Below are 25,948 nucleotides of genomic sequence, written 5' to 3'. Positions count from 1 at the left end.
CCGCGACCCCCGGCGTGACAGGCCGGTATTCTAACCGACTGAACTACCACTCCGCACTTTAACCTTCTACTGCCAAATTCTTGGCGTCCCCATGGGGATTCGAACCCCAGTTACCGCCGTGAAAGGGCGGTGTCCTAGGCCTCTAGACGATGGGGACCCGGACTTTTTTCTTTCGCGCTTTTGGTGGAGGTAAGCGGGATCGAACCGCTGACCTCTTGCATGCCATGCAAGCGCTCTCCCAGCTGAGCTATACCCCCGCCGCGAAAGAAGGCCGCATTATAGGGACCTCATTGGTCCTTGTAAAGGGCTTTTCGCGATTTTTTAGAGATAAGCCGAAAGTGACGCCAAAACCTTCTCGCGGCCGATCAGCGTGATCACGGCGTCGACCGAAGGCGTTTGGGCCTGGCCGGTCAGCAGGACGCGCAGCGGCATGGCCAGCTTGGGTATCTTGAGGCCGTGCCGGGTGACGCATTCCTTGATCAGCGCGTTGATGGCCGGCGCTTCCCAGGCGACGCCGGCAATGCCGGCCGCGAAGTCGGCGAGCGCCGGACGCGCCTCGCCGGACAGGTGCTGGGCGAGCAGGTCGGCATCGGGCACGATGTGGATGTAGAAAGCCTCGACGGCGTCGGCCAGCACGTTCAGCGTGTTGCAGCGGTCGACGTAAAGCGCGACGGCCTGTTCCAGGCTCGGGCCGGCGCTGGTGTCCACGCCACGGGCTTCAAGGCGCGGCTTGACCTTGGCTGCCAGTTCGGCGGCCGGCAGCTGCTTCATGTAGTGCTGGTTCAGCCAGAGCAGTTTTTCGGTGTTGAACTGGGCGGCCGAGGCGGTGATGTGGTCGAGGTCGAACCATTCGACGAACTGCTGGCGCGAAAAGACTTCGTCGTCGCCGTGCGACCAGCCGAGGCGGGCCAGGTAGTTGATGACGGCTTCCTTGAGGAAACCTTCGTCGTCGTACTGCATGACCGAGACCGCGCCGTGGCGCTTGGAGAGCTTGGCGCCGTCGTCGCCGAGGATCATCGAGAGGTGGGCGTAGGTCGGCACCTCGGCGCCCAGGGCCTTGAGGATGTTGATCTGGCGCGGCGTGTTGTTCACGTGGTCGTCACCGCGGATGACGTGGGTGATGCCCATGTCCCAGTCGTCGACGCAGACGCAGAAGTTGTAGGTCGGCGTGCCGTCGGCGCGGGCGATGATCAGGTCGTCGAGTTCGTCGTTGCTGATCTCGATGCGGCCCTTCACGGCATCGTCCCAGGCGACCGCACCTCCCTTCGGGTTTTTGAAGCGGACGACCGGCTGCACGTCGGCCGGCGGCGTGGGCAGGGCCTTGCCGTCTTCCGGACGCCAGCGACCGTCGTAGCGCGGCTTGATCTTCTGGGCTTCCTGCTCGGCGCGCAGGGCGTCGAGCTCTTCCTTGCTGGTGTAGCAGTGGTAGGCGTGGCCATTTGCCAGCATTTCCTGGATGACCGCCTTGTAGCGGTCCATGCGCTGCATCTGGTAGTAGGGGCCGTCGTCGTGCGTCAGTTCCAGCCAGGCCATGCCGTCGAGGATGGCTTGCACGGCCTCGGGCGTCGAGCGGGCGACATCGGTGTCTTCGATGCGCAGCACGAAGGTGCCGCCGTGGCGGCGGGCGTAGGCCCAGGAGAAAAGGGCGGTGCGGGCGCCGCCGATGTGCAGGTAGCCGGTGGGGCTGGGGGCGAAACGGGTGCGAACGGGCTTCATGTAATCCGGAGTCAAGTGAGGCAAAGGGAGATATTCTAGCCGACCAGCGTTTGACCCGTCTGGCCGATTGTGGTTAAATGCGCGCCTCCTGTACGGGCGGTTAGCTCAGCGGTAGAGCACTGCCTTCACACGGCAGGGGTCACTGGTTCGATCCCAGTACCGCCCACCACGCAAGTGGCCCGCACAGGAAAACGGAAATCCGCTCGGCTTGAGGCTTGGCGGGTTTTTTTGTTTTCTGGCTGCCCCGGGCGCTCACTTCATGGGTTGGTGGCGCTCGTCAGGCCGAGGTCGAAGTGGATGATGTGGTCGACGATGATGGCGATCAGTTCGTGGGCGATATCCGACACGTGTTTCCATTCCGAGACCGTCGCGGAGTGGATGTTGGCCTGGATCAGGCGTTCCAGTAGGGCCGAATGTTCGCGGGTGTGCATATCGACCTGCTCGCTGGGCAGGCCGAGCGTGTGCATGAGCTTTTCCTCGGTTTCGAAATGGTCGGCAACCAGTTGCCAGAATTCCGCGAAGTAGTCGCCGAATCGTTCGGATGTCAGGGGCAGCCTGGTTTCCTTGAGCATTTTCGCGCCCAGTCTTGCGATGTCGCGATGCTGCTCATCGACGGACGGGATGCCCGTCAGCAAGGTTTCATCCCACAATTCCAGCGTGCTGAGAGAGGTCGGCAAAGACATGGTGTTTTTGCACAATGAACAATGCGTAATTGTATGACGGAGGAAACGGCGGCGTCACCGCCTAGGGATTACCCTAGTGCCTCGTCATCGGCCCGCTGGATAAAAAAATGCCCGCACGAGGCGGGCATTAAATCCAATCCATGGAGGAGGGTTGGAGGAGACAAGTACGCATTATCCAGAAGTTTGTTGTGCATTGCAGCAAATTATTTGTAGCAGTTTGTAACGGTATGTTGCCCAGTGGTCGATTTGGCGGTTTGCGCATGCAGCAACTTCGCGTATGAAGGGGGCGGGGCTTCACAGCGGCAGTTCGGCCTGGAGGGATATCTGCCGGGCCGGCACGTCGGCAAAGGGGAGCAGTGTGCTGGCCCTGACCCCCAGCAGGCGTATGCGCTGGGTCAGCGGGACGCGCTTCAGGCATTCTCCGGCCGCCTTGCGGATCAGTTGGCCGTCGGCCGTCGGCGTGGCCAGCGTGATGTCGCGGGTGACGGATGCGAAATCGGCGTAGCGGAGCTTGATGCCGATGGTGCGCGCGACGTAGCCTTTGCGGGCGAGGTCCTCGGCGACGCGCAGGCAGATGCCGGTAAATATCTCGGAAAGTTCGGCCCGGTCCGCCCTGGCGTGCAGGTCGCGCTGAAAGGTGCTTTCGCGGCTGATCGACTTGGGTTCGCGGCTGGTCTTGAGCGGGCGATCGTCGATGCCGTGCGCGACCTGGCACAGCCAGGAACCCATACTTTGCCCGAAGTGTCGCAGCAGGCGCTCCGGGGCGGTTGCGGCAAGTTCGCCGACCGTCTTGATGCCCAATTGCGCGAGGCGTTCGTTGGCCTTGGGGCCGATGCCGTTGATTTTCCGGGCGGGCAGCGGCCAGATGCGAGCCGGTAGGTCGGCCATGTCGAGCAGGGTGATGCCATCCGGCTTGTCGAGATCGGAACAGATCTTGGCGAGCAGTTTGTTCGGGGTGATGCCGATCGAGCAGCTCAGGCCAGTGGCATCCCGCACGGCCTGCTTGATGCGCCGGGCCAGCGGGAGGCTGTCTTCATCGATGTCGGTCAGGTCGATGTAGATCTCGTCGATGCCGCGGTCTTCGATCAAGGGGGCAATGCCGGCCACGGCCGCCTTGAAGCGCCGGGAGTAGTCGCGATAGGCATCGAAATTGGCCGGCAGCAGGATCGCATCGGGGGCCAGTTGGGCCGATTTCATCAGGCCCATTGCGGAAAACACGCCCAAGGCCCGGGCTTCGTAGGTTGCGGTGGTGACGACGCCGCGCCCGGCATAATCGCGCAAACGGGCGAAACGCCGGCTGCCGTCGGCCTGGGCGACCGGTTGGTCAATGCCGCGACCGCCGACGACGACGGGTTGGCCGCGCAATTCCGGGTAATGCAGCAGTTCGACGGAGGCGAAAAAGGCATCCATGTCGAGGTGGGCAATGCGCCGCTTCCTGGGCTGGGCGGTGTTGTCCGCCAGCGGCGCTTGATCGGGTTCCGTAGCCATGGCTGTATTTTTATACAGTTATGGCTTGAATGCAATGGATGCGTGGATCAGGCCTTGCGCAAGGCCAGGTATTCGTCGATCAGGCGGGCCAGCAGGGATTCTTCGTCTTCCTCGCTCAGGCCGAGCAGTTCGGCGACCAGTTTGACCTTGCCGGGATTGACCTTGGCGCGAACGCCGGCGGGCGCCGCATCGGGCTGCCCGGTTTCCTCCCAGGGCGGGGATGCCGCGGCCGGGGTCTGCGTGTCCGCCGCCACGGGCGCGGCGGCCTGCGGCGGGGCGGGCGGCGCTGCCGGCTCCTCGGTCTTGCGCGGACGGCCGGCTTCTTCGGCGAGCACGTCGGCGACGACTTTCCGCGAAACCTTTTCGCCCTCGGGCAGTTGTTCGATCTGCTCGATCAGCGATTCCGCCTTGGCTTCGTTTTTCCTGGCCAGTTTTTCGAGCTGCACGGCCGTGCTGGTGCTCGAGATCTTGCCCGAATCGAGCAGCGCCGTGACCTTCTCCGACAGGTTGGCGGCGGCCGTCGCCTGGGCCAGCCAGGTCGGCGCCCGGCCGAAATACTGGGCGGCTTCCTCTGGGCTGGCGAAGCGCTCGGCAATGCGCTGGACGGCATTGGACATTTCACGCGGTTCGAGCGCGGAGCGGACGCCGAGGCCGATGTTCTCGAAGACGCGGACTTCCAGCGCCTCGTCTTCCGTGCACTCGCGGACGATCACCGGCACCCGGCTTTCACCGGCCTGCAGGGCCGCCCGACGCCGCCGTTCGCCGGCGATGACGACATAGCGGTTGTCGCCGGCTGGGCGGACCACGATGGGGTGAATCAGGCCCAGTTTGGCGACGGCATTGGTCAGCCCCTTGAGCGTTTCTTCGTTGATGTTCTGGCGAATGTGCGTCGGATCGGCGTCGATCCGGTCGATATCGACGATGTCGAAACGGGGCGTGCTGTCTTTGAAGGCCATGGTGTCCGGGAAGGTTCGGGTCAAACGGGGGGCGCGATGTTCGTCGCTTTCGTGCTTTTAATCAACCGGGAGCGGTCTGTTCGGGCTTTGCCTTCAGCGATTTCCGGGCATAGATGTCGAAGCGGCTGGATTTTCCCTCCAGCACATAGCTTGGTGTCGCGCCGGCAATGCAGGGCGCCTTGCGCGGGCGCTTGACGACAACGCGGTGGCTGGCCAGGGCGAGCGCGGCTTGCAGCAGCTGCGGCGCATCGTCGTCGTCGCCGACCAGCGGCCGGAAGACGCGCATTTCCTTCTTGACCAGCGAGCTCTTGTCGCGATGGGGGAACATCGGGTCGAGATAGACGACTTGCGGCGCATCTTCGGACCACGACTGCATCAGGGCGATGGCATTGCCGCAGAGCAGGCGCATGCGCGCGATGATCGGCGCCACCTCGTCGTCGCCCAGGCCGCGCCGCATGCCATCGGCGAGCAGGGCGGCGATCACCGGCTGGCGTTCGATCATCGTCACGCTGCAGCCCAGTTGGGCGAGGACGAAGGCATCGCGGCCCAGGCCGGCCGTGGCATCGAGGACGAGCGGCCGGATGCCGGGCTGGATGCCGACGGCCTTGGCGATCATCTGCCCGCTTCCGCCGCCTTGCAGGCGCCGGTGGGCGAGGGCGCCGTCGACGAAATCGACGCGCACGGCACCGGCTGCGCCGGGGCCGAGTTCCTGGAGCTGCAGGCCGAGGTCGCCGACTTGCAGGCTGAAAGCGGCGCTGCCGTCCAGCGGCAGGCCCAGCTGTGCCGCCAGGTTCTGTGCCGTCCCGGCATGGGCGCTATCCAGCGCCTCGACCCGAAGGGCGTGCGGGGCGTTGGGGGGAGTGTTTTGTGGCGGGGTCATCGACGGCGGAAGGGGGGCTCGGACGGGAGCGAGGCGCGCATTGTAGCAGGCGGGTTTTGGCAGGCCCGGCGCCGCCGGCCATTTCGCGCTTGCCGGCCCCGCACCACGACAGACCGGGCGCAAACGGGTTAAATTGGGTGCCTGCACACGCTCACGAGGACACCGTCTTGCTGCCCAGCACCACCGAAACCGTCGCCATCCGCGGCCTGCGCTACAACGTCCGGCACTGGGGGCCGGCGGATGCGCCGCCGGTATTCCTGCTGCACGGCTGGATGGATTCGTCGGCGACCTTCCAGTTCGTCGTCGATGCCCTGCGCCGGGACTGGCACCTGATCGCCCCCGACTGGCGGGGCTACGGGGCCAGCCAGTGGCTGGGCCGTCCCTACTGGTTTCCCGACTACTACGCCGACCTCGAGGCCTTGCTGCAGCACTATTCGCCGGAAGTGCCGGCGCAGATCGTCGGCCACAGCATGGGCGCCAATATCGCGGCGACCTTCGCGGCCCTGCGCCCGCAGCGGGTGGCGCGGCTGGCCATGCTCGACTTCCTGGGCCTGAAGCCCGATCCGGCCGTGGATGCACCGGCCCAGCTTGGCAAATGGCTGGACGAAATCGGCGAAGAGCCGCGCCTGCGGGCCTATCCCGACCACGCGGCACTGGCTCGCCGGCTGCGTTTCGCCAATCCCCGCCTGTCGCTGGAGCGGGCTGAGTTCCTGGCGCACGCGGTCAGTCGCCGCAATGCCGACGGCGCGGTCGAAATGGCCTGCGATCCCTGGCACAAGGTGGCCTCGCCCACGCTCTACCGGGTCGAGGACGCCATGGCCGCCTGGCGCCGGATCGCGGCGCCGGTGCTGATGCTGATTGCCGAGAAGGGTTTCGTGAACATGCGCTTCGGCAAGGAACCCGACGCCCTGCAGCAGCGCCTCGCCTGCTTTGCCGATCTGCGCGTGGAGACGGTTGCCGACGCCGGGCACAACCTGCAACACGACCAGCCCGAGGCGGTCGCCGGCTGGCTGGAGTCTTTCCTGCAGCGCTGAAGCTGCCGTGCGGTGTCAGTGATAGAAGGCGTAGCCGATAAGGATGGCGCCGACCAGCCCGACCGCGTCGGCAATCAGCCCGCAGGCGACGGCATAGCGGGTGCGGGTGATGTTCACGCTGCCGAAATAGACGGCCAGCACATAGAAGGTCGTTTCCGTCGACCCCTGGATGATGGCGGCCAGCTTGCCCTGGAAGGAATCGACGCCGTAGGTGCTCATCACATCGACCATCAGGCCGCGGGCGCCGCTGCCGCTAAGCGTCTTCATCAGGCCGACCGGCAGCGCGGGGACGAAATCGGCGTTCATGCCGAGCGCGATCACCAGCGTGCGGATGCCGTCGATCAGGTAGTCCATGCAGCCCGTGGTGCGGAAGACCGAAATGGCGGCGAGCATGGCGATCAGGTAGGGAATGATCTGCACGGCGACCCCGAAGCCTTCCTTGGCGCCGTCGACGAAGGACTCGTAAACATCGACGCGCCGCCAGGCGGCCACCGCCACGAAGAGGACGATCAGCGAAACGATCAGGCCGCTGCCGAGCAGGCCGATCATCTGCGCCATGCGCTCGGGCGGCATGCCGTTGAGCCAGGCGTACAAGCCGCCCATCAGCGCCGCGAATCCGGCGAAGAAGCCGAGCACCGGGCGGCAGAACAGGTTGATGCGCTGCCAGGCGGCGACGACGATGAGGCCGGCGCAGAAGGAGACGAAAGTGCCGAGCAGGGTGGGCAGGAAGATGTCGGCGGCGTTGAAGCCGACCAGCCCCTGCTTGAGCGCGATGCTCTGGCGGATGGCGATGACCGAGGTGGGGATCAGCGTGATGCCCGCCGTATTGAGCACCAGGAACATGATCATCGGGTTGCTGGCGGTATCCTTGTGCGGATTGATTTCCTGCAGTTCGCGCATCGCCTTCAGGCCGAGCGGCGTCGCCGCGTTGTCGAGGCCGAGCATGTTGGCGCTGGCGTTCATCACGATGCTGCCGCCGGCCGGGTGCCCGGGCGGGATGTCGGGAAAGATGCGCCGGAAGAAGGGCGCCATGGCGCGCCCGAAGACCTGGATCAGCCCGCCCCGTTCGCCGATTTTCATGATCCCCAGCCACAGGCTCATGACGCCGACCAGGCCGAGGGAAATGTCGAAACCGGTCCGGGCGGTATCGAAAAGCCCGGTCAGCACGCGCGTGAAAACGTCGAGATCGCCCTGCAGCGTCTGCGCGACGGCGGCGGCAAAACCCAGCAGGATGAAGGCGATCCAGATTCGATTGAGCACGGTTGGCTGTGGGGCTCGGGGCAGTGGCGCGAAGAGCCGTTTGGGGAAGGGAAAGGCGGACAGTCTAGCGATGTCGTCCGCCGCTGTCATGCGGCCGGTGCGGCAGGCCGCTAGTGGTCAGTCACGCAGGTTCGCGAGGCGTGCCGAACATGGCAGAATCTGCGTGACTGACTACCAGGGCAGCCTCCAGGCTTCCCTGCGGCGCCGGTATTCCGCTGCCGGCAACTGGACGATCACGGGATGGTGGGCCGCGTCGAGCCAGCCGCAGATTTCCGTCATGTCGGCGAGCGAGGCCGCGGTGCAGCCTGCCGTCGGAACCCCGGCCGCCTGCCAGACATGCAGGAAGATGCAGGAGCCTTCGCCGGGGCGGCCGGCGGCGTTGTGGGCGATGACCGCGCCGATGACATAGCGCTCGTCGTCGCGCAGCATGTCTTCATGGGACTGCCAATCGACGGCATCGACCGTGGCCTCGTCCATGATCCGGTTGTAATGGCGGGAAGCCGGGTCGTCGACGCACTTCAGGCTGGCGCTGGCGCAGCGATAGGGCAGCCGGGCGGACTGAACGAAGGCGCTTTCCGGCCCAGCCTCGCCGAACAGCGCGGTGATCGCGAAAACCCCGGCCGGCGCGCAGCCGTCGCCTTCCCGCTTGCGGCGCTCCGCGCTCCGGGGGGGCGGGTGATGGCCGATGCCCCAGGCCAGGCCCGACCTGCCGAGGCTGACCGAGATGTCGTCGCCGACGGCCCGCCACGGGGCCGCCGCATGGGGGCGGTCGAAGCGCCGCAAGGTGGCGACCGTGCTGCTCCATTCGTCGGCGACGACGCGAAGCATCTGGCACGCCCCGGCCACGGGCAGGGCGGGGTCGGCGGTGGGGGCGGCGGCTTGGGTATCGGGCATCGGCTTGGCTGTAGTCGGGCGGGTATGCCGGATTTTGCCCGAATACGGTATGCTTCAAAAAAATAACAATATGACGTGCAGGGTTATTCGTGCTTTTGACACTGAACCCGGTGGCGTCAAGGGGAGGTCATTGCGCCCATGTCGGCCGGTTTTCTATCGCTGGTTCTGAACGCGCCGGAGAGCAACCTGCTCTACGCCGGAAACTACGACCGCCTGCTGGTCGGATTTTCCATCGGCATCGCCATCCTGTCTTCGTATGCCGCCTTGTTGATTGCCCAGATGCTCGGTCGTTCCGGGCACATCGAGCGTCGACGCGCCTGGATCGCACTGGGCGGCCTGTGCATGGGGTCGGGCGTGTGGGCCATGCATTTCACCGGCATGCTGGCTTTCAGCCTGCCTTGTTCCACCACCTACGATCCCCTGGTGACCGGGCTGTCCATGCTGCCCGGCGTGCTGGCCAGCGGGCTGGCGGTCGACGTCTTCAGCCGGCAGCAGCGTTCGCTAAGGCGATTGTGGCTGGGAGGCCTCCTGTTCGGCGGCGGTATCGGCGCGATGCATTATGTCGGCATGGCGGCCTATCGCCTGAATGGCCTGATTGTCTACGACGCCTGGCTGTTCGTTCTGTCGCTTGCCGTCGCCGTCCTGTTCGCCGTGCTGGCGCTGTGGATCACGCATTTCCTCGCCGCGTGGCAGGGACGATGGCGGGTGCTGGCCCCGCTGGCGGGCGCCGTGGTCATGGGGGGCGCGGTCTCCGGCATGCACTACACGGCGATGGCCGCGGCCTATTTCGTGCGGGGCGGCGAGGCCGTCGCGGCGTCGACATTGACGCCGACCTTCCTGGCTTACGTCGTGCTGATGATCGGCGCGCTTCTGGCGCTGGTCACCCTGGTTGCGCCATTTGTCGCTCGCCTGTCGTTCCAGTTCAGCAAGCGGCAACTCAGGGTCGTGGCCGTCCTGATGGGCGGGTGGACGCTGGCCTGCTGGCTGGCCAGCGGGGTCTATACCGAAATACAGCAGCTCGACGAGTACGAGCAGGAGGCGGCCTTCTCGACCCATCAGGCGGCGCTGGTCGCCGGCCATATCGACGAAACGCTCGATGTATTGCGCGGGGTGCCTGCCACCCTGGTCAAGAGCGACATGATCCGGCACGCGCTTGAGCGGGCGGAACGCCGCGCCGATGTTCCCGGCGACGCCGCGGAACGCCGAAAGGCCTGGAGCGAAGACCCGGAACTGTCCGCCCTGAGTCGTTACCTGGCCTTGCTGGCCGCGAACCTGAGCGCCGATGCCGTATGGCTGCTCCGTACCAACGGGGATTGCATCGCCGCCAGCAATGGCGAAACGGCCGGGAGCTTCGTCGGGGGGAATTTCGCCGATCGCCTGTATTTTCAGGAGGCGGCAGCCGGCAAGGCGGGGCATCAATACGCCGTCGGGCGAGTCAGCCACGTTCCCGGGCTGTATTTCTCCAATCCGGTATTCGATGACGATCGTTTCCTGGGGGTCGTGGTCATCAAGCGGGACATCACCAGCTTCGCCAAATGGGTTGCCGATGTGAACGGGTTCCTGGCCGACGACAACCGGATCATCGTGCTGGCCAGCCGGCCGGATTTCCTCTACCGCAGCCTGCCGGGCAGCACCATCGACCGGGTGCCGGCCGTCGAGCGGGAGCGGCAGTACCGGCGAAGCAGCTTCGAGCCCTTGGCTTTCAACCGCTGGAAAGGCGACGAACTGCCGCATGTGGTGCGCCTCGGCGCCGAACCGGAGCCGGTCGTGGTCGCCTACCAGGCGCTCGCCGGGCACGGCCTGGGCATCTACGTTCCGCGCCAGGTCGAGAACCTGCCGCGTCTCGAATCGAAGCGTTTCTGGCTTTTTCTTCTCGCGGCCATTGCCGGCAACATGCTGATTCTGGCGCTTGTCGCCATGGCGCTCTACCTCAGGGCCATGCGCCGCGCGGAATCGACGGCCCAGGTGACGGCCGCCCTGCTCGAGGAACAGGTCGGCGAGCGGACGGCCGCGCTGCGCAAGGCAAACCTGAGCCTGCTGGAGGCGCGGAACGCCGCCGAACAGGCCATGAATGCCAAGGGCGCATTCCTCGCCAACATGAGCCACGAGATTCGTACGCCATTGAACGCCATCGTCGGCATGACGCACCTGATGCGCCGCGACGGCGTCGAACAGCGGCAGGCGGGGCGCCTGGAGAAAATCGACCTGGCCGGACGTCATCTCCTCGGGGTGATCAACCAGATTCTCGATCTGTCGAAGATAGAGGCCGGGAAATTCGAGCTGGACGAAACCCCGGTTTCCGTCGGCAGCATCATGACGGGGGTGGTATCCATGCTCTGCGAGCGGGCCCAGGCGAAGCGCATCGAATTGCGGATGCTGCCGTTCGACTCGACGACTCCCCTGCTTGGCGATCCGGCGCGACTGAGCCAGGCGCTCCTGAACCTGGCGGCCAATGCCGTGAAATTCACCGATGTCGGCACGGTGACCGTGCAGGCGACGGTCGAGGATGAGCGTGCCGACGATGTGATGGTGCGCTTCGAGGTCGAAGACAGCGGGATCGGCATCGCCCCGGATGCCATCGAACGGCTGTTCGACGCCTTCGAACAGGCCGACAACTCGACCAGCCGACGCTTCGGCGGTACGGGCCTGGGCCTGGCGATCACCAAGAAAATCGCCCTCCTGATGGGCGGCGAGGTCGGTGCCCACAGCATTCCTGGGCAGGGCAGCCGCTTCTGGTTCACCGCCCGGCTGCGGAAGGGGAGCGCTGCGGCGGCATCGGGTGAATCTGCGGCGGGCAATGCCGAGCTTGGCGCGGCGTATGCGGGAAGCCGGGTGTTGCTGGTCGAGGACGAGCCGATCAACCGGGAGATCGCCCTCGAATTGCTGGCCGATTCGGGCCTGGAGATCGACGTCGCCGAAGACGGCTTGCAGGCGGTCGAACTTGCCGGCGCCAATCGCTATTCGCTGATCCTGATGGACATGCAGATGCCGAAGCTGGATGGCATCGAGGCAACCCGCCGTATCCGCGCGCTGCCGGGCGGGGGAGGCGTACCCATTCTGGCCATGACGGCCAATGCCTTCATGGAGGACAGACGGCGCTGCGAAGAGGCGGGGATGAACGATTTCGTCGCCAAGCCGGTCGATCCGGAGCATTTGTTCGCCACGCTGCGCAAGTGGCTGCAGGCCGGGGTGCGTGGCGGCGAGCAATTGCTGGATTGATGATTTTGTCGATATTGAAGATTGTTTGAGCGGCGGATATTTATGGAATATTTGCCGAAATGGTATAGAGTGAACAGCGTAGCAGTGTCTTATTGAGGTGACTCCATGGCCATCGATTCCGTGACTTCGACAATCAGTGCCTACGTCAGCGGCGGGGCGCAAGCCGGCCAGGCGCAGCAGACGCAACAAGCCCAGCAGGTGCAACAGCCCGAAACGCGCGAACCGCGTCCGGAAGAGCGTGTGGAACGCAAGGAAGAGCCGCCGCGTCCGGTCGTCAATGCCCAGGGGCAGCAGACGGGTACGCTGATCAACGTGATCGCTTGATCGCGGCAAACTTGAATTGATACAGCGACATGCCGGTAGCTTCCACTTCCGGCACGCAGGCAGCGGGCGGCGCGCTATGGGCGCAGATTCAGCAGCAGCAGGCCCAGCGTAACGCAGATCAGGCCGAGCAGCGTGCCAGAGCCTTGCAGAGCCAGGCCCAGGCGGCGCAGAGCGAGGCGGGGCGCGCCCAGGAAACCGCGCGCAGCCTGCAGGCCGAGTCCAAGGCCGCTCAGAGCGATGCCGGCGAGGCCAGGCGAAGCGTGGTTGCCTTGCGCTCGCAGAGCGCCTTGCAGGCACAGTTGAGCGATGTGCAGGGGCAGATCGCCCGGGTGCTCGACAACACCTTGTCGTCGACGCCGGGCGTTTCGGCGGGCGTCGTCAATACCTCCGGGCAGCAGACGGGAACCTTGATCGACGTGACCGCCTGAAACATATTTTTTTGTCATTTATGGGCGCATCGAGCGCCCTTTTTTTCGGGCTTTGGTATTGTCTCGCCTTGATTGAACTGGCTGTGAAAGGAAAGGGATCTTGCTAGCGAACCATTGGTGCGCGTCGGTCGACGCCACCATTCAATTGCGAACCGGCTGCAACCCGCTGGAAAAGCACGGGCCGCAGGCCGTCCTGGTGCATGCCGACGCCTGGGCGCCGATGGATGCGGTGGCCGATCCGCACGATATCCGGCAGGTCGTCGATTACGAGGTGATTTTCCTCGCCATCCGCAAGCTGGAGGAAAACGCCCACTGCGAGTGCCTGGAATCCAGCATCCTGGAGGTGATGGCGGCCATTTTCGGAATGCGCATCGTGTCCTCGGCCTTCGTCTCCATGCACAAGCCCCATGTCTATAACGGGCAGGGAACGCCGGCCATTTCGCTGTCGATGACCCGCGAGCAATGGGAAAGGACCCGGCGTTGATTTCGGCCATCGGCGCCGTGTCGGCCAACGGCATGATCGGCCTCGACGGCTGGCTGCCCTGGGATATTCCGGAGGAACTGGCGTATTTCGAAACGACGGTGGCCGGCGCCGCGCTGCTGATCGGGCGACTGACCTACGAATCGATGGATGTCGTGCCGGAGGACTCCTTCGTCGTTTCCCGCCGGGCCGACATCGCCATGCGCCCGGGATGCACGCGGGTCGCCACGGTCGAGGACGGCTTGCGGCGCGCGCTGGCGACCGGCAAGCCGGTATTCGTCATCGGCGGCGCCTCGATTTACGCCGCTGCCTGGCGGTACTGCCAGCGTTTCTGGCTGACGCGGATCGAGCGGGATTTCGACGGCGATTCGGCATTCCCCGAAACGGTGGATCTGGGCGGGTGGGCGATCGAGAGCGAAAACCGTCGATACCTGCGCGAGCGCAAAACCGACACCGACGTGATGTGTCGTTTTTTGGTCTATCGACAAGATAACCCGCTGCCGCTTCCTTTTCCGAATTGCAATTCGTCCGGGGCCTGATCAGAATGGGCCGTGCCGACTCCGAAGCCTTGACGAGTGGAGACAATGCCTGAGCAGAATACCCGTTCCGGGTACCATTTGTGGTTCGCCCTGATTTCCCTGGTGGGGGGCGGCTTCGTTCTGCTGGCGTTCGTGCTGTGGTCGGCTTACCAGAGCGTTTGGTCCGAAGCCAGGGACGTGGCGAACAGCCAGTCCGAACTGGTCGAGGCGCGTCTCGATTCGACGCTGCGCCGCGTCGAGGCGACGCTGGACGACCTGGCCGCGAGAATTTCGGGCGATGCCTATCGTTCCGCCGGCAGGGAGCACTTTCGGCAGCGGATCGAGACCGATCTGGAACGCGCCCGCCACATGTTTCCCGAGGTCGCCGGTTTCCGCGTGATCGATGCGCACGGCGACGTCCTGTACCGTTCCGGCGGCGGCGAATACGCCAACCTGGCGGATCGCTCCTACTTCACGGTGCCGAAGAGCCGTCCGGACATCGGCATAGTTTTCTCGGAAGTCATCACCTCGCGCATCACCGGGCGCCCCACCATTGTCGCGGCGCGTGCCGCGCGTGGAGCCGATGGCGAGTTTCTCGGCGTCATCAGCGCGGCGATCGAGCTCGAGCATTTCGAGTCGCTATTCCGCTCGGTCCGCCTCGGCGAAAACAGTGCGATCTCGATTCGGCGCAGCGACGAGCATACGCTGGTCGTCCGCTTTCCTCCCGTGCCCGGGGAAATCAACCGCCCGCTCAATCCGGCGCATCCGATCGTCAAGCACCTGCAGGCCGGCGGGCGGCAGGGCGCGCTTGAATTTGCCGCCCAATCCGATGGCGTCCGGCGAATCTACAGCTTCCGCGTGCTGGAGCACTACCCGTTCTATGTGTCGGCCGGTCTGGCCGAAAAGGACGTCATGGCCGCCTGGCAGCAGCAGGCGCTCCTGGTGCTGCTGCTGGGCAGCGGCTTGTTCGTCGGCATGGTCGCCGTGGTCGTCGCGCTCTACCGCTCGCAGCGGCGCGAGCAGGCGGCTGCTCAGGCCCTGCGCTTGAAGGATGAACGCCTCACCTCGGCGCAGCGCATTGCCCAGATGGGCAGCTGGGAGGTCACCTTGCCGGGGATGCGGGTTCGCTGTTCGGAGGAGCTGTTCCGCATATTCGAACTGCCGCAGGGCGCGGAATGGTCGAATTACCAGGATTTTCTGGGGCGGGTCCATCCTGAGGACAGGGAGACGGTCGATCGGGCGCTTCAGGATTCCATCGCCTCGCGCCAGCCGGCGACCTTGAAGCATCGCCTGCTCATGCCGGACGGCCGGATCAAGTTCGTGCTCGAATGCTGCGAAGCCGAGTACGGCGCGGATGGCAAGCCGTTGCGGGTAATCGGCACCTCGCAGGATGTGACCGGCCAGCAGGAGATGATGTCGAAGATGCTGCTGCTGGCGAGCGCGGTCCAGTACAGCGGCGAGGCGATCCTGATGACCGACGCCGAAAACCGGATCGTCGAAGTCAATCCGGCCTTCACCCGGCTGACCGGCTACGAGGCGGCGGAAGCCATGGGGCGGAATCCCCGCTTCCTGTCGGCGGGACGGACGACGCGGGAGGAGTATGCGCAGCTCTGGTCCAGCCTGGCGGAAAATGATTTCTGGCAGGGGGAGATCTGGGACCGGCGCAAGGACGGTGCGGTCTATCCGAAATGGATGTCGATCTCGGTGATTCGCGACGACGACGGCGGGGTGCGCTACTACGTGGCGCATTTCACCGATATCAGCTCCGAGCGCGCCGCCGAGGAACGCCTGCACCACATCGCCCATCACGACGTGCTGACCGGCCTGTTCAATCGTTTCAGCCTGAAGGGGCACCTCGACCAGGCGCTGGCCGCCGCGCGCCGCGACGCCGCCAAGGTGGCGCTGCTGTTCATCGACCTCGACCGCTTCAAGGTCATCAACGACACCCTGGGGCACCATATCGGCGACCTGCTGCTGATCGAAGTCGCCCGCCGCCTCGAGTCGTGCGTTCGCGACAGCGACGTGGTGGCCCGCCTGGGCGGCGACGAGTTCGTGATCATGCTGACCGGGATCGCGCAAAGCTCGGCCGTGGCGACGGTGGCGGAGAAGCTGGTGTTCAATATCGGCTGCTCCTGCCATATCGAAGGCTTCGATCTCTACACCTCGCCGAGTATCGGCATCGCCATCTACCCGACCGACGGGCCGGACGGCGAAACGCTGATGAAGAACGCCGATGCCGCGATGTACCACGCCAAGATGGCCGGGCGGAACAACTTCCAGTTCTTCGACCAGAAGATGAACGATGCCGCCGTCGATCGCCTGAAGATCGAGAACAGCCTGCGCCAGGCCTTGGCCAACCAGGAGTTTCGCCTGCACTACCAGCCCGTGATCGACGTGGTGTCGGGCCGGGTGCGCGGCCTGGAGGCACTGGTCCGCTGGCAACACCCCGAGCAGGGCTTGCTCTCGCCCCTGCGCTTCATCGGCGTGGCCGAGGAAACGGGGCTGATTCAACCCCTGGGCGAATGGGTGATCTGGGAGGCCTGCCGGCAACTGGCCGAGTTCAAGGCGGGCGGATTGAGCGACTTCCGCATGGCCATCAACATTTCGGCGGTGCAGATGCGCAATGGCAACCTGCCCCTGCTCGTGCGGGGGGTCATGGAAGCCTACGACCTCAAGCCGGAAGAGCTGATGTTCGAGATCACCGAGTCGGTGGCCATGGAGCAGCCGACGGAAACGGTGCGCATACTGGATCTCCTGAGCGCCATGGGGGTCAGCATCGCGATCGACGATTTCGGTACTGGGTATTCGTCGCTGAGCTACCTGCACATGTTCCCGATCAGCCACCTCAAGCTCGACCGCTCCTTCGTCGAGGAGATCGGCAACGGTACCGACGGATCGGTGATCTGCGATGCCACCATCGGCCTGGCGCACAGCCTCGGGCTCAAGGTGGTTGCCGAAGGGGTGGAAACCCCGGCGCAGCTCGACTACCTGCAACAACTCCGGTGCGACATGGTGCAAGGCTACCTGTTCAGCCGGCCGCTGCCGGCGAACGAGGTGGTCGACATCATTCGTCAGCGGAACCTTCAGGGTTAAAGGCAAGGGCGATAAAAGGCTTGCCAAGCCTTTTTGTTTTCCCTATGATTAAAACGAACGTATGAATTAAAGGAGCTTCTCATGGCTGAAGTCCGTACCAGCGATACTCGTGAACGCATTCTCGACGCGGGCGAGCGCCTGTTCATGGCCCATGGCTACGAGGGAACCTCGATGCGCCAGATTACCGGCGAGGCCGGCGTCAACCTGGCTGCCGTCAATTATCACTTCGGCTCGAAAGAGGCGTTGATGCAGGAAGTCTTCCGGCGTCGCCTCGACTGGCTGAACGAAGAGCGCATGCGCGTGCTGGACCTGATGGAGGCCGAGGCTGAAGGCAAGCCGCTGAAGCCGTCGCAGATCGTCGATGGCTTCTTCGGCACGCTGCTGCGCATGGCAGGCGACGAGAAGCGCGGCGGGGTGACCTTCCTGCGCCTTCTCGGCCGCACCTTGACGGAACCGTCCGAGTTTATCAGGGCCTTCCTGGCCCACGAATACCAGGTGGTCATGGAGCGCTACAAGGAGGCACTGTTCCGGTCGCTGCCCGAGGTGCCCAAGGCCGAGATCATCTGGCGCTTCCACTTCATGCTCGGCGCAACTTCCTACGCCATCGCCGGTACCGACGCCCTGCGCCTGGTGACCGACTGGCAGATCGAGGACGAGGATTCGATCGACCGCCTCGACCGCCTGGTGCCGCGCCTGATGTCCTTCCTGCTTGGCGGGTTGCGCTCCCCCTTGCCCCAGTTTTCGGAAACAACGGCCGACAGAAAGTAAGCGGCCAAAACCAATAAAAGACGTAAAAGGAGACATGCAATGCAAACCGTATCGATGATTTTGGCGGGGCTGCTGGGGGCGATCGTATTGATCGTCGCCATCCGTCCGCTCCGCCGGGCGCTGATCACCAGCCCCATCTTCGCCACCTATCGCAAGGTGCTGCCGCAGATGTCCGACACCGAGCGCGATGCGCTCGAGGCCGGCACCGTCTGGTGGGAAGGCGAACTGTTCCGCGGCAAGCCGGACTGGCAGAAACTGCACGCCTACCCGGTGCCCAAGCTGACGCCGGCCGAGCAGTCCTTCCTCGACAACGAATGCGAGGAAGCCTGCCGCCTGGTCGATGACTGGAAGGTCACCCACGAACTGTACGACCTGCCGAACGAGGCCTGGCGCTACATCAAGGACAAGGGCTTCCTCGGCATGATCATCCCGAAGAAGTACGGCGGCCTGGAGTTCTCCGCCTACGCCCACTCGCAGGTGGTGACCAAGCTGTCGACGCGTTCCTCTGCGCTGTCGGTGTCGGTCATGGTGCCCAACTCGCTCGGCCCGGCCGAACTGCTGCTGCACTACGGCACCGAGGAACAGAAGAACCACTACCTGCCGCGCCTGGCCAAGGGTGTCGAGGTGCCGGCCTTCGCGCTGACCAGCCCGTGGGCCGGTTCCGACGCCGCCTCCATTCCCGATACCGGCGTCGTCTGCAAGGGCATGTACCAGGGCAAGGAAGTGCTCGGCATGCGCGTCAGCTGGGACAAGCGCTACATCACGCTGGCGCCGGTGTGCACGGTGTTCGGCCTGGCCTTCCACCTGTTCGACCCGGACGGCCTGCTCGGCGACAAGAAGCATATCGGCATCACTTGCGCGCTGGTCCCCTACGACCATCCGGGCGTCGATACCGGCCGCCGCCATTTCCCGCTCAACGCCATGTTCATGAACGGCCCGACGCGCGGCAAGGAAGTGTTCATGCCGCTCGATTTCATCATCGGCGGCCCGAAGATGGCGGGGCAGGGCTGGCGCATGCTGATGGAGTGCCTGGCGGCCGGGCGCTCGATCTCGCTGCCGTCGTCGAATACCGGCATGGCGCAGATGACGGCGCGCGCCGTCGGGGGCTATGCCCGCGTCCGTTCGCAATTCAAGATGGCCGTCGGCAGGTTCGAAGGCGTCGAGGAGGCGCTGACCCGCATCGGCGCCTACACCTACATGATGGATGCCGTGCGCAAGATGACGGCCGGCGCCGTCGATCTCGGCGAGAAGCCCTCGGTGGTTTCCGCCATCGCCAAGTACCACGTCACCGAGCGCGCCCGCCAGGTGGTCAATGACGGCATGGACGTCATCGGCGGCAAGGGCATCTGCCTTGGCCCCAACAACTTCCTCGGCCGCGCCTACCAGCAGGTGCCGATCGGCATCACCGTCGAAGGCGCCAACATCCTGACCCGCTCGCTGATCATCTTCGGGCAGGGCGCCATCCGCTGCCACCCGTACCTGCTGCCGGAAATGCAGGCGGCGCAGAACCCGGATGCGAAGAAGGGCCTGGTCGATTTCGACAAGGCGCTGTTCGGCCACATCGGCTTCACCATCAAGAACGGTTTCCGCGCGCTGTGGCTGGGCATGACCGGCTCGCACTTCGCCGGCGTCAATACCGACGTGGCGCCGGAAATGCGCCGCTACTACCAGCAGCTGACCCGCTTCTCGGCCGCCTTCGCCTTCATGGCCGACATTTCGCTGCTCGTCCTCGGCGGCAGCGTCAAGCGTCGCGAAAAGCTGTCGGCCCGCCTCGGCGACATCCTTGCCCAGATGTACCTGATCTCCTGCACGCTGAAGCGCTATGAAGCCGAAGGCCGCAGGAAGGAAGACGCGGCGCTCGCCCACTGGGCAATCTGGGATGCGATGTACAAGGCGCAGCAGGCTTTCGACGGCGTGATCGCCAACTTCCCGGTGCGCTTCATCGCCGCCTTCCTGCACCGCTCGATCTTCCCGTGGGGCCACCCGTACGTCGTGCCGTCCGACGATGTCGGCCACGACGTTGCCAAGACCCTGATCGCCCCGTCGGCCACCCGCGACCGCCTGACCGCCGAATGCTACCTGCCGCTGGTTGAGAAGGAGCCGGTCGGCGCCATCGAACTGGCGCTCAAGTCGACGCTGGAGGCCGAGCCGATCGAGGCGAAGATCCGCGCCGCCGAAAAGGATGGCCGTTTCGACAACAATCCGCAGGCCAACGTGCGCGATATCGCCATCGTCGCCTTCGAGGCCGGCGTGATCAGCGCCGCCGAATACGAGGTGATGAAGCGCCGCAACCACCTGCGCGACATCGTCGTCCATGTCGACGACTTCCCGTTCGACTATGGCGTCGCCACCGCCAACAAGCCGGCTGACGACCGGATGGCCGCCTGACATGAGCAAGACGATCTACGTGGTGGATGGGGCTCGCACGCCCTTCCTCAAGGCGCAGAAGGGGCCGGGGCCGTTCGCGGCTTCCGACCTCGCCACCCAGGCCGGCCGGGCGCTGCTGTTGCGCCAACCCTTCGAGCCGAGCGACCTGGACGAGGTGATCCTCGGTTGCGCCGCGCCGTCGCCGGATGAAACCAATATCGGCCGCATGGTCGCCCTGCGCCTCGGCTGCGGCAAGAAGGTGCCGGGCTGGACGGTGATGCGCAACTGCGCGTCCGGCATGCAGGCCATCGACTCGGCCATCGCCAACATCCAGAGCGGGCGTTCCGAACTGGTGCTGGCCGGCGGCGTCGATGCCTTGTCACGGGCGCCACTGCTCTATTCGGATGCGATGGTGCGCTGGTTCGCCGGCATGATGTCGCTGCGCACCGCCGGCCAGAAGCTGCAGCATTTCCTCAAGCTGCGCCCGGCTGCCTTGCTGACGCCGGTCATCGGCCTGATGAAGGGACTGACCGATCCGGTGGTCGGCCTGTTGATGGGCCAGACCGCCGAGAACCTCGCCTGGCGCTTCGGCATCGACCGCCGGCAGATGGATGAATTCGCCGTGCGCAGCCACCTGCGCGCGCTGGCCGGCCGCGAGGCGGGGAACTTTGCCGAAATCGTGCCGGTGGTGGATGCCCAGGGCAAGGTCTACGCCGAGGACGACGGCGTGCGCGCCGATGCCAGCATGGCCGGCATGGCCAAGCTCAAGCCGTTCTTCGACAAGAAATACGGCAACATCACCGCCGCCAACAGCTCGCAGATCACCGACGGTGCCGCCTGGGTGCTGCTCGCGTCGGAAGAGGCGGTGCAGAAATGGGGCCTCAAGCCGCTCGGCAAGATCGTCGACAGCCAGTGGTCCGGCCTGGAGCCGGAACAGATGGGCCTCGGCCCGGTGCACGCGTCGACGCCCATCCTGCAGCGCCACGGACTGGCGCTGTCCGACGTGGATTACTGGGAGCTGAACGAAGCCTTCGCGGCGCAGGTTCTCGGCTGCCAGGCCGCCTGGAAGGACGAGGCCTACTGCCGCGAGCAGCTGGGGCTCGACGGCGCTTTCGGCGGCATTGCCGACGACCGTCTCAACGTCGATGGCGGCGCCGTGTCGATCGGCCATCCGGTCGGCGCCTCGGGGGCGCGCATCGTCCTTCATCTGTTGCATGTGCTGCGCCGGAACAAGGCGAAGCGGGGCGTCGCGACGATCTGCATCGGTGGCGGCCTGGGCGGCGCCATGCTGGTCGAGAGCCTGAACTGAGATGCGCATCGGTATCGTGGTGGACTCGGCGTGCGACCTGCCGCGCGAGTTCCTCGATCAGCACGGCGTATTGGTCATGCCGATCACCCTGCGCATCGGCGACACCCTGGTCGAGGACCGGCGCCACCCGGAGGAAACCCAGGCCTTCTACGTCCGCCATCTGGACCGGAAAAACGAGGATTTCGCCGAATCGATCCCCTATTCGGTGTCGCAGATTGAGCGCCTGTTCCTCGAGCGCCTGGTACTCGACTACGACTATGTCTTCTGCCTGACCATCACCAGCACGCGCAGCCCGATCTTCGATCACGCCATGCAGGCCTCGCGCGCCATCCTGACCAAATACAAGGCCATCCGCCGCGAGGCGGGCATGGAGGAGCGTTTCGGGCTGGCGGTATTCTCGACGCGCAACCTGTTCACCGGCCAGGCCGTACCGGTCGCCGAAGCGGTGCGCCTGATCCGCCAGGGCGGCCTGCCCAGCGAAATCGGGGCGCGCCTGAAGCGGCTGATCGACGAAACCCATACCTATCTGGTGCCGGCCGACCTGTTCCATATCTACAAGCGGGCATCGAAGAAGGGCGATACCAGCCTGAGCTGGGGTTCCTACACCCTCGGCTCCTGGCTGGATGTCAAGCCCATCCTGCACTGCCATCGCGACGTGACGAGCACGGTCGACAAGGTGCGCGGCTTCGCGGCGGGCGTCGAGCAGTTGTTCGACCGGGCCGTGCGCCGTATCCAGGAGGGGCTGGACGCGCCGAACATCTGCCTCAGCTACGGCGGTGCGCCATCGGCCGTCGGGCGTTTCCCGGGCTATGCCCGCTTCGCCAAGGTCGCGGAGGATAACGGGGTACAAATACTGGTGTCGCCGATGAGCAAGACGGCGGCCGTCAATGTCGGGCCGGGTGCCCTTTCGCTGGCTTTCGCCGCGAAGGGCCACCGCGCCCACTAAGGACAAATGCAATGAATGTGAATCTTCAACACTGGAAGCTGGCGGTCGATGCCGAGGGCATCGCGACGGCGACCCTGGACAAGGCGGGCGAATCCGCCAACTCGCTGTCGGCCGACGTGCTGCGCGAGTTTTCGTCCATCCTCGATCAACTGGACGTCTACCCGCCCAAGGGCTTGATCGTCCGTTCCGGCAAGGAGGCCGGCTTCATCGCCGGGGCCGATATCGGCGAATTCTCGCAGCTCGATACCCCGGAGAAGGGGCGGGCGCTGGTCGAGCGCGGCTGGGGGCTGTTCAACCGCTTCGCGGCGGTCAGGTACCCGACCCTGGCCATCGTACGCGGTCACTGCCTGGGCGGCGGCCTTGAGCTGGCGCTGGCTTGCCGCTACCTGCTGGCGGTGGACGAGTCCGGCACCAAGATGGGCTTGCCGGAAGTCATGCTCGGCATCTTCCCCGGCTGGGGAGGCATGCTGCGCCTGCCGCAGCGGGTCGGTCCGGCTGCCGCATTGGACATGATGCTGACCGGCAAGACCATCGACGCCAAGCGGGCGAAGAAAATGGGTCTCGCCGACGACTGCGTTCCGCCGCGCGTGATGGAGCCGGCGGCCCGCCAGCTGCTGCTTTCCGGCCAGCCGCGCCGGCCGCTGCCGCTGATGCAGCGCCTGATGAACGGACCCTTGAAGGGCGTCGTCGCCAACGGGGCGCGCAAGCAGGTCGCCAAAAAGGCGCGGCCGCAGCACTACCCCGCGCCCTACGCCATCATCGACTTGTGGCAAAAACACAATGGCAATGCACTGGCGGCTCCCGAGGTTATCGACCGCATCATTTCGTCGCCGACGGCCCGCAACCTGGTGCGCGTGTTCCACCTGCAGGAGCGCATGAAGAGCTTCGGCAAGGATTCGGACTTCACGGCGCGGCGCGTCCATGTCATCGGCGCCGGCGTGATGGGCGGCGACATCGCCGCCTGGTGCGCCCTGCGCGGCATGACCGTGACGCTGCAGGACCAGACCCTGGAGCGCATCTCGCCGGCCCTGAAGCGCGCCCATGCCCTGTTCGCCAAAAAGCTGCGCGAACCGCTGAAGGTCCGTGCCGCGTTCGACCGGCTCATCCCCGATCCGCAGGGGGATGGCGTGCCGCACGCCGACGTGATCATCGAAGCCATTTTCGAGAATGTCGAAGCCAAGCACGCGCTGTTCCGCGCCATCGAGCCGCGCATGAAGCCGCAGGCCGTGCTGGCCACCAACACGTCGAGCCTCAAGCTTGAGGACCTGCGTACCGTGCTGGCCAGGCCGGAGCGACTGGTCGGCATCCATTTCTTCAACCCCGTATCGATGATGCCGCTGGTCGAGGTGGTCGAGGCCGAAGGGGGCGATCCGGCAGCGCTGCAGGCGGCCTGCGCTTTCGTCAAGCAGATCGACAAGCTGCCGCTGCCGGTGAAGAGTGCGCCCGGTTTCCTGGTCAACGCCGTGCTGGCGCCGTACATGCTGGCCGCCATGCGCGCGGTCGACGAGGGCGTCTCGCCGGAAACGGTCGACGAAGCCATGCTCGCCTTCGGCATGCCGATGGGGCCGATCGAACTCATCGACACCGTCGGCCTGGATATCGCGATGGCCGCCGGCAAGCAGCTGGCGGGCGGCGCCGAGGCGCCGCGCTGCCTGCTCGGCCGGGTCGAGAAAAACCAGCTTGGCAAAAAGTCAGGGCAGGGCTTTTACGACTGGTCCTCCGGCAAGGCCGCCAAGGGCAGCGCCGGGGCGGTGCCCGACGGGCTGGCCGAAAGGCTGGTCAAGCCGCTGGTCGACCGCGTCGAGCAACTGGTTGCCGACCGCGTCGTTGCCGACGGCGAACTGGCCGACGGCGGCGTCATCTTCGGTACCGGTTTCGCACCCTTTACCGGCGGCCCGCTGAACTATCGCGCGGGCTTGCGCGGATGATGTTGCTAAATTGCAACAAAACGTAAATATTTTTTTGTTCAAACAATATTTCAAACGTATGTTTGAGTTTTAATTGTTGCACCAAACCGGGGCCAGTTCCCACCACAATCACAACAGGAGACATATCGATGCACAAAATTTTCAATCCGCGCCTGATTCCGGCCCTGATTGCCGTTGCTTTTTCCGGAACGGCCGCGGCTTCCGGTTTCCAACTGCTCGAGCAGAATGCCAGCGGACTCGGTAACGCCTACGCCGGCTCGGCCGCGGTTGCCGACAACGCCAGCACGATTTTCTACAACCCGGCCGGCATGACGCAGTTGCAGTCGCGTGAAGTCTCCGTGGGCGGCAGCTTCATTCACACCAGCTACAAGTTCAACAACAACGGTTCCTCCACCGGCTCTCTGTCCGGCGACGGAAAGGACGGCGGCGGCTGGGGCTTCGTGCCGAATGCCTACATGTCGATGCAGGTTGCCAAGGACTGGTATGTCGGCCTGGGTATCGGCGCACCGTTCGGTCTGAAAACCGAATACGACAACATGTGGACCGGCGGCGCCCAGTCGCGCAAATTCGATATCGAGACCCTGAACATCAACCCGTCCGTCGCATGGCGGGTCAACGATGTCGTTTCCCTGGGCTTCGGCGTCAATTGGCAGCGTCTGCAGGCCGAGTACATCCGTACCGTTGGCGTCACCAACATTCCCGGCGTGGTCAACGTGGCTGGCGCGACCGGCACGGTGACGCTTGCGGGCGATGCCTGGGGCTGGAATGCCGGTGCCTTGTTCAATCTCGGGCCTGCCACCAAGGTCGGTATCTCCTATCGTTCGGCGGTAAGGCATAACCTCGAGGGCGATTCGATGGTGACCAGCAATGGCGACCCGACGGCCAATGGCACGGTTGCCGGTCTCAATGCCGCCGGTGCGAGCAGCCATGTCAAGGCCACCATCAAACTGCCGGATACGGCGATCCTGAGTGCGACCCACAAACTGAACGATCGCGTCGAAGTGCTGGGTGACGTCTCCTGGACGGGCTGGAGCACGATTCCGAAGGTCGACATCATTCGCACTTCCGGTGCGCTCAACGGTGCAACCGCCCAGACGCTGGACACCGAGTTCCGCAATACCTGGCGCGTTGCCGTCGGTACCAACTATCAGCTGAACGACGAAGTGAAGCTCAAGTTCGGCCTGGCATACGACCAGACGCCGGTGCCGAGCGCGCAGCATCGTCTCGTCTCGCTGCCGGATAACAATCGCACCTGGTTCAGCGTGGGTGCGCAGTACAAGCCGAGCAAGGCGCTGACCTTCGACGTCGGTGCAACCTATCTCTACGTCAAGAGTGTGGATATCGATAACAACCAGTCTTCCGCCACGGTTACCTCCAATCGCGGCTGGGTCAAGGGCAGCTTCGATGCCACCGCCTTTATCCTGGGTGCCCAGATGTCGATGGCATTCTGATTTTCTCAATTCCTTGCGTACTTCAATCCCCGGCTGGTCCGGGGTTTTTTTTGTCTTTTTTCCGCAAAGCAGTTGACCGCCGGGTCGGCTTGTCTATAATTCAAACGTTCGTTTTATTTACGAAACCTTAGAACGAGACCAAAGGAGAATCGCTTGAACAAGCTGATCGTGAAGAAAGCTGCCGTACTGGGCGCTGGCGTGATGG

20 protein-coding genes and 3 tRNA genes are annotated in these 25,948 nt (G+C 64.8%); 14 read left to right on the top strand and 9 right to left on the bottom strand.

The annotated features are described in order from the left end of the window. Positions 1–81 precede the first annotated feature (81 nt). From Q0P59_RS18460 to gltX, 3 genes are all read right to left on the bottom strand, one after another. Positions 82–157, bottom strand: a tRNA-Glu gene (locus Q0P59_RS18460). 24 nt (positions 158–181) lie between these two features. Further along, positions 182–257: transfer RNA gene (locus Q0P59_RS18455), tRNA-Ala, on the bottom strand. Positions 258–321: 64 nt separating this feature from the next. Then, positions 322–1,716, bottom strand: a complete 1,395-nt coding sequence (gene gltX, locus Q0P59_RS18450; RefSeq protein WP_295009125.1) for a glutamate--tRNA ligase — start codon at positions 1,714–1,716, stop codon at positions 322–324. A 94-nt stretch (positions 1,717–1,810) separates the two neighbouring features. Here gltX and Q0P59_RS18445 point away from each other — a divergent pair. Further along, positions 1,811–1,885: transfer RNA gene (locus Q0P59_RS18445), tRNA-Val, on the top strand. 88 nt (positions 1,886–1,973) lie between these two features. Here Q0P59_RS18445 and Q0P59_RS18440 read toward each other — a convergent pair. The 4 genes from Q0P59_RS18440 to Q0P59_RS18425 all read right to left on the bottom strand — a co-directional run bounded on the left by Q0P59_RS18440 (position 1,974) and on the right by Q0P59_RS18425 (position 5,723). Further along, complete coding sequence (locus Q0P59_RS18440; protein WP_295009123.1) at positions 1,974–2,399, bottom strand: hemerythrin family protein; 426 nt, start codon at positions 2,397–2,399, stop codon at positions 1,974–1,976. Between the two features lie 294 nt (positions 2,400–2,693). Next, positions 2,694–3,887: a DNA polymerase IV gene (gene dinB / locus Q0P59_RS18435; RefSeq protein WP_295009121.1), complete on the bottom strand. Its 1,194-nt coding sequence runs from the start codon at positions 3,885–3,887 to the stop codon at positions 2,694–2,696. A gap of 47 nt (positions 3,888–3,934) precedes the next feature. Beyond that, entirely contained in the window at positions 3,935–4,843 is a 909-nt protein-coding gene (locus Q0P59_RS18430; protein ID WP_295009119.1) for a ParB/RepB/Spo0J family partition protein, read from the bottom strand. A 61-nt stretch (positions 4,844–4,904) separates the two neighbouring features. Further along, the gene (locus Q0P59_RS18425) at positions 4,905–5,723 is read right to left on the bottom strand and encodes a class I SAM-dependent methyltransferase (RefSeq protein WP_295009117.1); all 819 of its coding nucleotides are present in this window, start codon (positions 5,721–5,723) and stop codon (positions 4,905–4,907) included. A gap of 137 nt (positions 5,724–5,860) precedes the next feature. On the opposite strand from Q0P59_RS18425, the gene Q0P59_RS18420 reads away from it, so the two are divergent. Then, a complete protein-coding gene (locus Q0P59_RS18420) occupies positions 5,861–6,757 on the top strand; it encodes an alpha/beta hydrolase (RefSeq protein ID WP_295009115.1) in 897 nt (298 codons plus the stop codon). A 15-nt stretch (positions 6,758–6,772) separates the two neighbouring features. Here the strand turns inward: Q0P59_RS18420 and Q0P59_RS18415 are convergent, their stop codons facing one another. Both Q0P59_RS18415 and Q0P59_RS18410 read right to left on the bottom strand, forming a co-directional pair. Then, entirely contained in the window at positions 6,773–8,017 is a 1,245-nt protein-coding gene (locus tag Q0P59_RS18415; RefSeq protein WP_295009113.1) for a spore maturation protein, read from the bottom strand. 171 nt (positions 8,018–8,188) lie between these two features. Continuing rightward, on the bottom strand, positions 8,189–8,911 hold the full coding sequence (locus Q0P59_RS18410; protein ID WP_295009111.1) for a hypothetical protein: 723 nt from the start codon (positions 8,909–8,911) through the stop codon (positions 8,189–8,191). 138 nt (positions 8,912–9,049) lie between these two features. On the opposite strand from Q0P59_RS18410, the gene Q0P59_RS18405 reads away from it, so the two are divergent. The 12 genes from Q0P59_RS18405 (at position 9,050) to Q0P59_RS18350 (ending at position 25,743) form a co-directional block, all read left to right on the top strand. Next, the gene (locus Q0P59_RS18405) at positions 9,050–12,130 is read left to right on the top strand and encodes an MHYT domain-containing protein (protein WP_295009109.1); all 3,081 of its coding nucleotides are present in this window, start codon (positions 9,050–9,052) and stop codon (positions 12,128–12,130) included. 105 nt (positions 12,131–12,235) lie between these two features. Further along, complete coding sequence (locus tag Q0P59_RS18400) at positions 12,236–12,454, top strand: hypothetical protein (RefSeq protein WP_295009107.1); 219 nt, start codon at positions 12,236–12,238, stop codon at positions 12,452–12,454. A 29-nt stretch (positions 12,455–12,483) separates the two neighbouring features. Continuing rightward, positions 12,484–12,882, top strand: a complete 399-nt coding sequence (locus Q0P59_RS18395) for a hypothetical protein (RefSeq protein WP_295009105.1) — start codon at positions 12,484–12,486, stop codon at positions 12,880–12,882. 100 nt (positions 12,883–12,982) lie between these two features. After that, positions 12,983–13,366 (top strand): dihydroneopterin aldolase, encoded by a 384-nt coding sequence (locus tag Q0P59_RS18390; RefSeq protein ID WP_295009103.1) that lies wholly within the window; start codon positions 12,983–12,985, stop codon positions 13,364–13,366. Continuing rightward, on the top strand, positions 13,345–13,902 hold the full coding sequence (locus Q0P59_RS18385; RefSeq protein WP_295009101.1) for a dihydrofolate reductase: 558 nt from the start codon (positions 13,345–13,347) through the stop codon (positions 13,900–13,902). The genes Q0P59_RS18390 and Q0P59_RS18385 overlap by 22 nt, the downstream gene beginning before the upstream one ends. Positions 13,903–13,947: 45 nt before the next feature. Next, the gene (locus tag Q0P59_RS18380; protein WP_295009099.1) at positions 13,948–16,974 is read left to right on the top strand and encodes an EAL domain-containing protein; all 3,027 of its coding nucleotides are present in this window, start codon (positions 13,948–13,950) and stop codon (positions 16,972–16,974) included. An 81-nt stretch (positions 16,975–17,055) separates the two neighbouring features. Then, a complete protein-coding gene (locus tag Q0P59_RS18375; protein ID WP_295009097.1) occupies positions 17,056–17,742 on the top strand; it encodes a TetR/AcrR family transcriptional regulator in 687 nt (228 codons plus the stop codon). A 39-nt stretch (positions 17,743–17,781) separates the two neighbouring features. Further along, positions 17,782–20,130, top strand: coding sequence for an acyl-CoA dehydrogenase (locus Q0P59_RS18370; protein ID WP_366091120.1), 2,349 nt, complete (start codon positions 17,782–17,784; stop codon positions 20,128–20,130). A gap of 1 nt (position 20,131) precedes the next feature. Then, on the top strand, positions 20,132–21,418 hold the full coding sequence (locus Q0P59_RS18365) for an acetyl-CoA C-acetyltransferase (protein ID WP_295009095.1): 1,287 nt from the start codon (positions 20,132–20,134) through the stop codon (positions 21,416–21,418). Between the two features lies 1 nt (position 21,419). Further along, positions 21,420–22,364 (top strand): DegV family protein, encoded by a 945-nt coding sequence (locus Q0P59_RS18360; protein ID WP_295009093.1) that lies wholly within the window; start codon positions 21,420–21,422, stop codon positions 22,362–22,364. A gap of 11 nt (positions 22,365–22,375) precedes the next feature. Continuing rightward, complete coding sequence (locus tag Q0P59_RS18355) at positions 22,376–24,292, top strand: 3-hydroxyacyl-CoA dehydrogenase NAD-binding domain-containing protein (RefSeq protein ID WP_295009091.1); 1,917 nt, start codon at positions 22,376–22,378, stop codon at positions 24,290–24,292. Positions 24,293–24,420: 128 nt separating this feature from the next. After that, positions 24,421–25,743, top strand: coding sequence for an outer membrane protein transport protein (locus Q0P59_RS18350; protein WP_295009089.1), 1,323 nt, complete (start codon positions 24,421–24,423; stop codon positions 25,741–25,743). Positions 25,744–25,948: the final 205 nt, after the last annotated feature.

Source organism: uncultured Dechloromonas sp. (assembly GCF_945957265.1).
Classification (GTDB): domain Bacteria; phylum Pseudomonadota; class Gammaproteobacteria; order Burkholderiales; family Rhodocyclaceae; genus Azonexus.
This window is presented reverse-complemented; position numbering and strand designations above follow the sequence as displayed.